At 41.8% G+C, this 12,732-nt stretch carries 7 protein-coding genes; all 7 read left to right on the top strand.

The features are described from left to right. Nucleotides 1-6 precede the first annotated feature (6 nt). Nucleotides 7-558, top strand: a complete 552-nt coding sequence (locus BMW94_RS16120; protein WP_090999926.1) for a hypothetical protein — start codon at nt 7-9, stop codon at nt 556-558. A 79-nt stretch (nt 559-637) separates the two neighbouring features. Beyond that, nucleotides 638-1,534, top strand: a complete 897-nt coding sequence (locus tag BMW94_RS16115; RefSeq protein WP_090999924.1) for a DUF6744 family protein — start codon at nt 638-640, stop codon at nt 1,532-1,534. A gap of 94 nt (nt 1,535-1,628) precedes the next feature. Next, complete coding sequence (locus BMW94_RS16110) at nt 1,629-2,723, top strand: AAA family ATPase (protein ID WP_090999922.1); 1,095 nt, start codon at nt 1,629-1,631, stop codon at nt 2,721-2,723. A gap of 3 nt (nt 2,724-2,726) precedes the next feature. Continuing rightward, nucleotides 2,727-4,094, top strand: a complete 1,368-nt coding sequence (locus tag BMW94_RS16105) for a VWA domain-containing protein (RefSeq protein ID WP_090999920.1) — start codon at nt 2,727-2,729, stop codon at nt 4,092-4,094. Between the two features lie 58 nt (nt 4,095-4,152). Continuing rightward, nucleotides 4,153-4,851, top strand: coding sequence for a DUF262 domain-containing protein (locus BMW94_RS16100; RefSeq protein ID WP_090999918.1), 699 nt, complete (start codon nt 4,153-4,155; stop codon nt 4,849-4,851). 865 nt (nt 4,852-5,716) lie between these two features. Beyond that, nucleotides 5,717-6,427, top strand: a complete 711-nt coding sequence (locus BMW94_RS16095) for a dockerin type I domain-containing protein (protein ID WP_090999916.1) — start codon at nt 5,717-5,719, stop codon at nt 6,425-6,427. A gap of 65 nt (nt 6,428-6,492) precedes the next feature. Then, entirely contained in the window at nt 6,493-12,723 is a 6,231-nt protein-coding gene (locus BMW94_RS16090) for an RHS repeat-associated core domain-containing protein (RefSeq protein WP_090999914.1), read from the top strand. Nucleotides 12,724-12,732: the final 9 nt, after the last annotated feature.

Below are 12,732 nucleotides of genomic sequence, written 5' to 3'. Positions count from 1 at the left end.
GGTAGGATGAAAACAGTGAAATTTACATATGATCCGCTGGCGCATGTACGTATTGTCCTCCAGCGGCATGTTGAAGAGAATATTCAAGGAAAGTTTTATAAAGCAAAGCAATTTGCTTGTTATGAATACTTGTCTAAACTGTCGGATGAATCTTTGGAAAACTTGCTCAGGGAGTACACGAAACGACTCAATCTTGAGTGCATTACATTGGCAAATTGGAAGCAAGATGGTGAACTCATCTTCGAAATTATTTTTGAACAAGAGGTTTATAGGCAGTTGGAAATTGACTTCAAGAAAAGAGGATTTGGGGCTACCGGTCTTGGTGTACTCGATGTCGGGAATAACGTTTTCTACGATTGTGAGTTTGTTCAGCACTGGAGTACGATTCAACATATCGTGGAAAAGTCTTACCCACGATACGTAAAGGCATTGGAGAAAATGTACATTTATGAAAGACTTGAAGAGTTTGATGGGGTCACCCGTGAGGAGTTGGAGCACTTTATCACAAGCAACTTTGAACTTTATGGTGGCAGTAAGCCAGCCAAAGACTATCTCTAAGCAAGTATAAAATCTGATCTGAACACTTGAGCAACTTTCAAGTGTTTTTCTTTATTCCAAAAACGAGGAGGCCTTTACTATGAACTCAATCTTAAAAGATGCTGTTGTGGTTCCGGCTGGTCAAGGAGATGCAATTGGATTCTTAACCTGGAACTCGTTATCTAATATGCTAATCACGCCTGACGACTTGAAACAGAAACTCATTGATTCAGGGCTGGGAGAAGGGTGGATGCCGAATGCAATCCGTCTACCAGATGCTTTTAGAAGAGCGACCAGTGAAAAGTTTAAACGGGAGATGTCGCCAGGTGTATATGAGAACTACATGTTTAGAGAGGTGGCATCGACAAGTTCTTTCGTGCAACGTAATTTGGTTTGCGAAACGGTGGATACCAAAGGGAGAAGATTAAACTACATCCCGGATGTAGGATCGCTAGTATTGGATCGGAAAACGGAGAAGGTAGATGCCAGTTACGTCTCTTCCATGGCGCAACAACTCGTTAGTAATGCTGCCCTGCAATTTGATATCTTCCGAAACAACTATGGTTCTACGACATTGCGAACCGTGATTACGAATGCTTTAAAGAGTATGTCACCAACCCCAGTAAGGCCAACTGGAGGTGTCTACTTTGTTCCGGCACAATTTGATGGGAACTTGGATGCACTGATCCGATTTATTGTTTCTCTTGAAAAAGGGGAAGCAGAGAAGGTTCCTGTCATGAACACGTTGGATATGAAAAACATGGTGACTCGGAAATTGATGGATCATCTGCGTTCAACGCTGGCTGCTTGTGAGAACGGGGTTGAGAATCAGCTCAAGAAGAATGATCTAAAAGCTATTCTTGAAGATGCGAAAAATGTGGTGAGCAACTTTAAAGACTACGAAAGTATTGTTACAGGAAATTTGCAAGAAATGGAGGCTTATGTTTCGCTCATTCGTAAGAGAGTCGCGGATGCTTTGGCAAATATGGCCGATTGATTTTCACATATTCTTGTTGAAACGGAGCTGACCCTATTTCTCTTTAGGTTCAGCTCTTTTTGATTTCTAAAACTAAGATATGGAGGAATTAAATATGAAAATTAAAAACATTCAACATGCGTTGTCACAACAATATGCAGAACGTGAAGAAGTCATTGAGGGGCTAATGGTAGCCATGATTGCTCGTCAACATGCGTTGCTGATCGGACCGCCCGGAACGGGAAAGAGCGCATTGGTGAGTGATCTGACCAAACGGATTACAGGAGCGAATTATTTTCAGTGGCTGCTGACACGCTTCAGTACACCAGAGGAGCTATTTGGTCCTGTATCCTTAAAGGAACTGGAACATGGTGTGTACAAGCGGAATACGGCTGGCAAATTACCAACGGCACATACATCCTTTCTAGATGAGATTTTTAAGGCGAATAGTGCCATTCTGAATGCGCTTTTGACACTCATTAATGAACGGATATTTTACAATGATGGTGCGCCAGCACAAGTTCCGCTCATGTCACTCATAGGCAGCTCGAATGAGTATCCTGAGGAGGGGGAAGGATTGGAGGCATTGTTTGACCGATTTCTACTGAGATTTGAGGTTAACTATATCGGAGAGGATCAGTCTTTTGTATCCATGTTGAAAGGATCTTCACCAGCTCCTGCAGATATGAATATTGAAGAACTGTTTCAACTTCAATTTTTTAGTGACACCGTAGTGATTCCTGATGAGGTTTTTGATGCCTTGAGCAAAATTAGGAGAGAACTGATGGATGAAGGGATTCATCCTTCAGATCGACGTTTTAAGCAGACTCTCTCTGTAATCCGTGCGAAGGCCGTACTTGGTGGCAGAGATAAGGCGAACTTGGAAGACCTCATGATTCTCAAAAATAGTTTGTGGGAAAAACCGGAACAACGCGAAAAGGTCATGAAAATCGTACGGAATTATGCTCAGGATGCGGTGAAGACACGTATTCAAGAAATTGAAGCTGAAACAGCAGATATTATGAAAAATTTGAATCAGTCCAGTAATTCTACAGACGTTGCTGTTGAAAGTACGAAGAAACTGAAATCGTTGGTCAATGAGATGAAAAAACTTCAAAAAGACAATCCAAACAGACTTGAAATTGAGAGTACCATTGCAACTGTTCAAAGTACTCTGAGTGGTATTGCGTCACAAGTGTTAGGAGTGTAGCAGATGAAGGAACCTATGAAATCTGTTTTAAACACAGATGCATATGATCGAAGACGATTTGGACAGTTAATGGAAATGTCAGGCAAGCTGAAGAAGATTGGAAAAGAGGGGAAGAACATTTTTCCTTTGATCCAGCCTTTGATGAGTGATCTATGGGCCGGATTGTTCAAAATGAAGCCAGAGCTGCTTGATGAGGTTCCTGAAGAACTTGGAATGAACCGTCAGCTCATGGAAAGAATCATGACTGATCAAGGATATCTGGATTTTCGTGAATTTACTCGCCTGGATGATCTGGCGGCAGCCATTGGAACAACGAAATACAGTGAGACGGTTCTTAGATGGTTGAAAGAACAAGCCAAGCAAGATCAAGACTTAGCAGAAGCTTTGCAGCACCTCATTCAAGGGGATCAGGAAGCTTCCCAGCAAGCTACAGATGCTTTGTCTGCAGCGCTTAATCAGAACGGTTCTCAATTATCTCAATTGCTCGCTGAGGCTGCGGATGAAGCGATAGAGACTAAAGAAAATGTGAAATCCATTTTAGGTGGAATACAGGCCGGAAGTGGTGATAGTGAGCTGAAGAAGGTTCCATTAAAAGAGCAATTATTTCTAGCTGAAAAGTTGAGTCATAATAAGAAGTTGAAAGAAATTGCAAAATGGGCAGGGAGAATGAAGGTCATTGCCAATCGCAAACAGCGTTCTAAACACAAGGATGCGATTGATCGGAATGGAATTCGGCAAGGCTGTGACATTGAGCAACTGCTGCCGATGGAGCTAGGCAGTTACGCCAGCCCTATTAGCAAATTGGATTTCTTACGCCGATATGCGGAAGGCCAAACTCTTCAGTATGATACCAAGGGAAAAGAACATCTCGGCAAAGGGCCCATTATCCTGTGTCTCGATCAATCCGGGAGTATGAAGGGTCAGGATACGATTTCTAAGGGATTTGCTTTAGCTCTCATGAGTATCGCCCGGAAACAGAGAAGGGATTTTGCGTGGATTCCGTTTTCCTCACATGCTTCTGATGCGATCATCTATGAGCAAGGAAAAATTGAAGTACAAGATATGATCCAGCTTGTTACCGTTTTTCTTGACGGAGGTACGAATTTTGTACAGCCCTTAAACAAAGCAAGCGAAATCATTAAACAAAGTCGATTTAATCAAGCGGATATTATTTTTGTTACTGATGGGGAAGCACATGTAAATCATGATTTTTTAAAAGCGTGGACTAGCTTGAAAGAACAAAAAGGATTTTCTGTCTTGTCCTTGTTATTAGGGAAAGAATCCATTCGTGGAGTAGATGGATTTTCTGATCGAATTGTTCGAGCTTCGTCATTTGAGGATCAAGCTATACAGCAGGCTTTTGATATATGACCAAAGAACAGGACGTGCACAGTGCGTCCTGTTTTCTTAATTCAAGGAGGATACAAGTATGAAAAGAGCAAGCATTCAGCGTACTACAAAAAGCCTTTTAAATATGCGTGACCGTATTCGATTCGATCTGCCATTCCAACGCAACAGCGTGTGGAAGAATGATCGACGTTCGTACCTGGTAGATTCTGTCATTAGAGATCACTACATTCCTAATATTCTCGTTTGGAATAACGGAGACGGGTATATTTGGGTTATTGATGGCAGACAACGTTGGGAGTCTGTTTTCTTCTTTGCGGATGGTGAGTATAAGTTGAGTAATGGAACAGCGGATTTTAATGGTGAGTCGATTGCTGGTAAGCGATACAATGAATTATCTTCTGATGCACAATTCGAATTCCTTACGTACAACTTCACGGTGACTGAGTTTAGTGAATGCACTTTCGAAGAAGTGGAGGAGATGTTCTATCGTGTGAATCAGTCTGTGCCTTTAACATCTACAGAGAAAACAAGGGTCAAGGTAAGTCCTGCTGTTAAAGAAACGGTACAGGAGCTTGCGCAGCACATGTTCTTCGAGAAGATCGCTTTTACCAAAGCAGATCGAAATCGGTATGTAGATGAGCAACTGATCTGGAAGTTCATTGCTTGGGCCTCTAACCAGGACATAGATTTTAGTGGGTCAAGTTTAAACAAGTTCATTTCAAACTTGGAAGAGGTTCCAGCCCCAGTGACGGAGTTGATCGGATGCTGCTTTTCGTAATTGGGATCAAGCCAAACGCAAGGTTTTGAAAAAGGTTCACGTAGGAAGTCTATTTCAAGTAGCCGACTATGCAATTCAGCATGACTGGTCTGAGGATCATTTTGGAGCATGGACAGAATCGTTTTTGATTGATCGATATTCTGTGGATACAGCGTATGGACAGCTTTGCCAGAAAGGTGCGACTAGTAGGGCGTTTATCGAAAAAAGACTTGGTTTAATGAGGGAGGTATGAAGCAGTTTCCATTGCAGATTGAATTGTCTGAAACATAATTTGAATACTGTGTATTCGTGTATATATATGTTGCTACTTTTAGCAAGTATTTCAGTGGTTTTAAGATGGATAGAGGTGACCCCACTGGCTTAAGCTAGCGAGGTTTATTGTGCATTAAACAAGGGGATTTATATTTTTTTCAAATAACCGAAAATGCATATGAAGATAGGAGGGGCTTGTCTGCGGTACCCAATGATTATTTATGAGAACAAACTGAAAATCACCAGTTCTCATAAAAAAATAGTATAGATTCATTTAATATGTGTATTTACATTAAATGATTTACATATTACAAATAAAAGTATAACTCATAATATTTCTATTTTTATATAAGTGAACTGGAAATTATTCGACATAAAAAGACAAGATGAAACAAAAAAAGCCTATTTCTAATTTGTATAGAATCGCTGATAATGAGATAGCTATTTATATTAATCAATAAAAAAACAGAAAGGAGTTGGAAAAATTCTTGGTATCAGATGAAATTGGCTTGTGATTTGAATTTATTTAATTGGAAAGAGAAAGCTAAGATTCAATTCATTTGTCAGAATTAGTTTTATATTAATTTATCATTACAGAGGAGAACAACTTGATATGTGTGGGGAAAAACAATGTTCATTAAAAATTAGCAGTAGGCTTTTCTTAATATGGATTTTATTATTTTCTTTTTCTTTTACTTTGCTCTCATATGAAGTTCATGCAGCAGAGTTAACTGTTCTTAAAGGTGATGTCAATGGTGATGGTGTGATTACTCCCGGGGATGCCGTAGTAGTTAATAAATATATAAAAGGAAAAATAGCTCTTACACCTGAGCAAATCAATATTGCTGACATGAACAACGATGGAGTCATTGATGAAGAGGATGTTTCTAGTATTATGGGGATTTTTTTGGGGGTTACACCTGTAAGTAAACCTCTGGAAGTCCCAAAAGGTTTAAAAGTCAAAGTAGACAATCTTTTTTTTATTGAATTATCCTGGGACGCTCTACAAGAATCAAAAGAATATGAAACGATGTTTAACATATATCAAGACGACGTTTTAATTGGATCGACGAGTACAACCAGCCTTGTCTTACCGAATGATCCCAAAAAGGAATATACGTTTACAATACGTTCAATGGATAGGGCTGGAAATGAGTCTTTGCCAAGCAACTCTGTAAAGAAAACAGCGATTAAGAACTATAAAAGTTATATCTATAATTCTGCTGGTCGGCTGATGAAAATTGTATTTATCTCCGGCAAGAAGATTGAATACACGTATGATGCCAACGGGAATTTGATAAGAACTACAATTATAACTCCTTAAAAGCACCTATCGCAAATATATAAAATTGCAGGTTAAACACACACTATCTGAACGGGGAGAACAATTTGAAGCAATCTATTACAAAAAAATATATATCCATCCTGCTCATCGTGTCCGTATTTTCAGGACTTTTCGGAAACTGGATACCGGCGATTACATATGCAGAAGAGCAAAACGAATCAGATGTTTCTAGTGGCCAAAATCCTTCTCCATTGGAGTCTCTTTCTCTGATTGCAGAGCAGTTTGACAGGACAGAAGGTTTTATCCATGGTTACCTGGATCAGGGCTATACCTTGAATGAAGTCATTAGTTCTTTATATAAAGCCAGAGACGAACAGATTGGATTCGACGAAGCCTTGCAGTCAGTACGCCCACAGGAAGTTAATGAATCCGCTACGGTCACAAGTGATGTTTATACGGATTCAGCTGTAGCTGAAGAAACACCAATCACGGGTGTGGAAGCCGACCAATCCAGCATTATGCAGCAGTATGAAACGTTCGCGGTGGAAGAGGAACTGAAAGCCCCGCCAAGTACAGACCTTGAGAAAGAGAACGAATCGAAAGAAGAGGAAGACAAAGAAGTTGAGGGTGAAGAAAAAGAACAGATCGATGCAGAAGAGCAATTGGAAGGTGAAACAGAGTCTGAAGGAAAAGCACCACCGACAGAAACTACAACTGATGATGAAAACGCACCTCAAACAAATCAGGATGTAGGTCAAGGACCGACAGCACCTTCAAGCGACAACAATTCTAATCTCGAAGGAAAGCCGGCTGCTGAGTCCAAGGAAACACCATCATCACAAGGAAGTGCAGAAAGTATATCTCCTACGTCGATGGAATCGAAATCAGAACCGAAGAACATCTCGGAAAAGTTATCCAAACCTGTGCCTGAAAAGGGACAGGTTAAGGAGAACAATGATGCTTCAATTACGAATAAAAAGCAATCCGAGTCATCATCAACATTAAAGCAAAAATCAAAATCAGAAGTAAAACCACTTGCAGGACAAACGAGTATCCCAGATCCAGGGAAACATATCGCTGAAAAAGCACCAGTCTATAGTAAAAAGTCGTTTAACGAGGCTCCTTATACCGTGGGTGAAAACGGAGAAACCATTTCGACTATGAGTGGTGGTCTTATGTTGGAGCATGTCGATGCGTCTTTGCCTGGACGTGCGGGAATGTCCTTTTCGTTGGAAAGGCAATATAACTCGAATTCAGCCCAGTTTTATGATCCGGCCGTGGGAACGAATACATATGAGTATCCGGTCTACAATTATTTTCTCACCTATCAGGCAGTGAAGAAAAAAATTATTACTAAATATCATGTCAAATACAAACTCAATAAGTGGGTCCAAGAAGACTACAATGGCGACGGTATAAAAGATAATGACACGATCGTGGTGGAAACACCAACTGTACTGCAAGGTACGTATGCAACTGAAGCTGAGGCTCGGAAAGCAGCAAGTACACAAATCGCATTTTGGAATCCATCGGAAAGCCGTACAGAGCAACAAACCCGTAGCGGAAGCCTGAGTAGTCTACCTTCGAGTATAAGTTATAATCAGGGTGGATTTAGCGGTACTCTAAACAAATCAGGCAGTGCTCAGGTCATTTCTGGCCAATATCAACCTGCACGTACAATTACTGCTCCAACGCAGACGTGCACGAACTCTATTCCAGGAAAATATGACTCCAAAGGTGTCTGGACTCAGACAGGGTCAGGAAGCCCATGTCCGGATACGAAAACAGCGACCGTTGAGGGCAAAACGATTACGCTAACCCGTTCCTCGGTGACGGCTACGAAAGCTTGTCCATCACCAGATAAATCGGTAGCGAACTATGTGTGTACTAAATCATGGGAAGCACGTTATAACGGGTCCGTATCCATTCCAGAATCAGACACCCGAATATACTCTCAATCTTATGTAGGAAGTGTCGTTAAGCCTGGGCAGTATTCTCAACAGCGTTATGATTCTTGGATTGCAGGTAAAGCTCCATACCAGTATCGTTATGCTTATGCCGTGAGAGAGCAACCTTGGGTAGAGCAGGAAGTAACAGAAGGTCCTGCTGAGACTATCACTTTATATACGGATGGTACACCCGATTGGTCAGCAGTTAACGATTTGAAAAATATCGTAAATAGTAATGCTGGAAAAGGGATCTCTACTTCAATGGATAGTAGCTACAACTATTATCTGGCTTCTAGTCCATCTGCTGAGATACGTGCTTATCAAGTAGGTAGTAACTTTGATGTCACTTACTACAACAAAACGGTTCCTGCTGCTTCAGACAAACGAGCACCACTTGGTAAGGGATGGTCCTGGAAACTGCCTTACATTGAAACGGAGAATGGCAAGTCGTATATGGTCATGGCAGATGGGGGCCGCTATGAAATTGCAAGTAACACGCTTAAAGGCTATGACTGGGAAGGGATTACAGTAAATCCAAATACCTCGGTAACGGTAAATGGTGAAACCTCATCTCTCGTCATGACTTCTTCAGATGGATTAACCAAGCAATATTTTTCTGTGGATGGACATCTACTCCAGATTTCCGATGGGCAGAAAAATGATGTTCAATTTTTCTATGAAAATAATTCGGTGTATAACAGCAAATTGTTAACCCAAGTGAAGGATGCTATTGGTAATACCATTCGTATCAGCTATAGTTCTTCAACTGTAACGATCGTGCAAGGAAACCGTACAGTCACGTATAACAAACAAACGAAAAATGGCATCGAACTACTCGATTCGGTCATCGATCCGCTGGGACGAAAAACAACCTATTCTTACAAATTGGCTGATGCCAAGTTTAACCTACCTGGATTCAGCCCGGAACGTGCGGCGCTTAATCCGTATGCTTTGCTAACATCTGTACAACATAACACGGGGGCCAAAACGTTCTATGAATATGAGAATGGAACAGTTAAGCGTTACATTGGTGAAGATTCGTTCAATGATGCCTATCGTGTGCTTTCTCGTAAAGATCAGATTACGTATGAAAATGGAACAACAGAGGATTTCAACCGTCAAACGTATAGCTACACCTCAGATCTAGGAGCAACATTTTCACAGGACACAACTTTTGCTGTCTCGGTGAGTAATGGATTAACCAACACACAATATAACTACCGTAAAGATTTTATTAACAATGATACACCAGCCCAGTTCTATCTGGACGGAACCATTGTTAATGCAGAGGGTAAGACCCAAACAACAACGAATACCTATGGTAAAACCGTCAAAGGACGTGGTTATGCTGCACCAACACCAACGGTCACTACTGTAACGGATAACCAGGCTAAGGACGTATTAACGACCACCGTACAGTTGGATGACTACGGCAATATCACCTCGGTAACGGATGCAACGGGACGCACCACCACTAGTACGTATGATGATACCAGACACTGGTTAATGAGTGTCACCGACATGGTGGATGCAACCAACAAGAAATATACGGCTCTTACACGGGATAACCTGGGTAAAATTAAGCAAATTGTGAACCGTAAAGACAGTACCAGTGGTGAACTGTTGACACAGGCAGATTACACCTATGATGCCTATGGCAACTTATTAACTCAACGGATATCGGATGGCAAACAGGAACGAAATGCGACACTCGAATATGATGGTCGTTATCAAAACGCATTTCCAACTCGTCTAAGCACGATGGTAACCGATGTGGATGGTCAAACAACACAGATAAACTCATTATCGGAATATGACTTGTCTACGGGTGCATTAATTGCATCTACGGATGCAGAGCAACGTACAACAAAATATCGCTTGGATGCCGTTGGTCGAACCACTGAAGTGACACAACCAGACGGAACCATGCTCCGCGCGGATTATGATGATATCAACAATACGATCAAAGTGACGGATGAGCTCGGACAACAACGTTTGATCAAATGGAATTCACTAGGTCAAGCGATCGAAAACGGTTATTTCTCAGGGAACAGTTACGTGGTATCTCAGCGTACCGGGTATGATCCGTATGGCCGAGCTACCTGGACAGACGATGCACTGGGTAATCGCATACGTAATACGTACGATAACTGGAGCCGTGTGGTAATGACCACTGGAGCCGATGGTACGTCCATATCCATGAAATATGATGATGTAGCTCGCACAGCGACAAGTACCGATGCCGAAGGTTACATCCAGATTTCCACCTACGACAAGTGGGGCAAAGATATCAAAACAGAAGAGAAAACACAGATTGATCAAGTTTCCCGAATACTGGAGCAAAATAAATACGATAACATTAGCGGTCAAACGCTGGAGCAAACGGATGGCAACGGTAACATCACCGCGTTCAGTTATGATGTCATGGGGCAGCTTCGCCAAGTGACCAGCGCTAATGGGGAACAGACACAATACAGCTACGATCTTGCAGGCAATCTACTCAAGACGATTGATCCAGCGGGTAACATCAAAGAGAATAGGTATGATCAGCTTAATCGCCGTATTCAGACGAAGGACAAGTCAGGCAACGCTACGAAAAGTTACTATACACCTGGCGGTAACCTGACGAAATATGTGGATCGCAATGGAAATACATTCACATATGAGTATGATTTGCGCGGTAACTTGCTCCGTAAAGTGAGCTCAGACGAAACGATCAGTTATGCTGTAGATGCTGTAGGTAAACGTACAAGTATGACAGACCGCACGGGTACAACAGGATATCAATATGATTCAGCGACGGAACAATTGACACGACTCTCCTATCCGGATGGGCTTACAATCGAGTTCATCTATGATCTGAGTGGCAATCGAACCGAGATGAAGGGGCCGTTTGGCAACACCGTCTATTACACGTATGACACAATGAACCGAATGACTTCGGTGGGAACAGAGAAGGATGCACCAGATGCGCAGTATTCGTATTACCTGAATGGATTGTTTAAGTCATCACAGTTTCAAAATGGTGTGAAAGATCGCAAAACGTATAACGGTCTGGATCTTGTCGGTCTGGAGCAAGTGCGTGATGAAGCTATTTTAGGTGTATACAGCTACAGTTATGATAACAACAAAAATATAACGAAGCGTGTACAGCAGGGCGTTCAAGATGACTTTACGTATGACCAGCTCGATCGCATTGTTACGGCAAGTGGTAATAACGAGCAGTACACATATGACAAACAAGGCAACCGCCTGACGATGCAGTCGGACAAGGAAGTTAACACGGTGAAGACCGAGTATCAGTATGATACCCGAGATCGTTTGACTCAAGTCACCACAGATACAGCAAAAGTGGGATATCAGTACAATGGTGACAATCTGCTGGTTGAACGTGCTGAAAATGGTGTGACCACTCGTTATTACTATGATGATGTTGCTCAGATCATTGCTGAAGCTGAGGTGCGCAATGGCACGCCGGAACTAAAGGCCAACTATATTCGTGGTGCTAAGCTGGAAGCTATTGTCTATGCGACTGGTAGCAAGGCGTATGTGCAAACGAACGGACACGGAGATGTTACCGAGCTGCGGGATGCCAACGGTGCGTTGCTGAACAAGTATGAGTTTGACGCCTGGGGGAACGTCGAGTCGAAAGAGGAGAAAGTTCATAATCCTTTCTTGTACTCTGGCGAGCTATGGGATGATACGGCTCAGTTGCAGTATTTGCGTGCGCGATGGTATGATCCGAATACGGGTAGGTTTATTAATGAGGACACTTTTGAGGGTGAGCTAAACGATCCGCTGAGTTTGAATTTGTATGCGTATGTTAAGAACAATCCACTGATTTATGTTGATCCTAGTGGTCATAGAGAAGAAATGAGTCCAGGTGGCGGTGGAGGAGGGATTTCTCCAGTAAGCCGAATAACTTTTAGAACACCGAATAGCTCAAGATCATCCAGTAGTTTAAAATTTGTAAAGCCCCCATCTGTTGATTCGCTGAAGTCTGAAGTTAGATCAATTCAGGCGTCGAGAGTAAGTCAAACCGTAAAATCTACTACAACTAATTCTAAGATTGTATATCCAAGCAAGCCGCATACTAACAAAACACCTGGTCACTGGGAGGCAATGACCGAAAAAGCTACAAAATTAGCTCAAAGTAAGGATATTGTTAAGGTATATCTTAATAAAGGAATGGGGAATGAGATAAAGGGCATCAGCCCTAATAGAAGACCTGATATAATGTCAGTTAGAAGAGACGGTAAAATAGATCAATATGAGGTTCCGAGTAAAACTGATAGAGTTTCTGATTTAATAAAACGGATGCAGGACAATCAAAGACTTATGGGGAATAGAGCAGGCGACATCTATATTTTGCCACCAAAAAAATAACGGAGGTAG

The sequence above is a fragment of the Paenibacillus sp. OK003 genome (genome assembly GCF_900109515.1).
Taxonomy (GTDB): Bacteria; Bacillota; Bacilli; order Paenibacillales; family Paenibacillaceae; genus Paenibacillus; species Paenibacillus marchantiae.
Note: the sequence above shows the minus strand (reverse complement) of the source record. Positions and strands in the feature narration are given on the sequence as shown.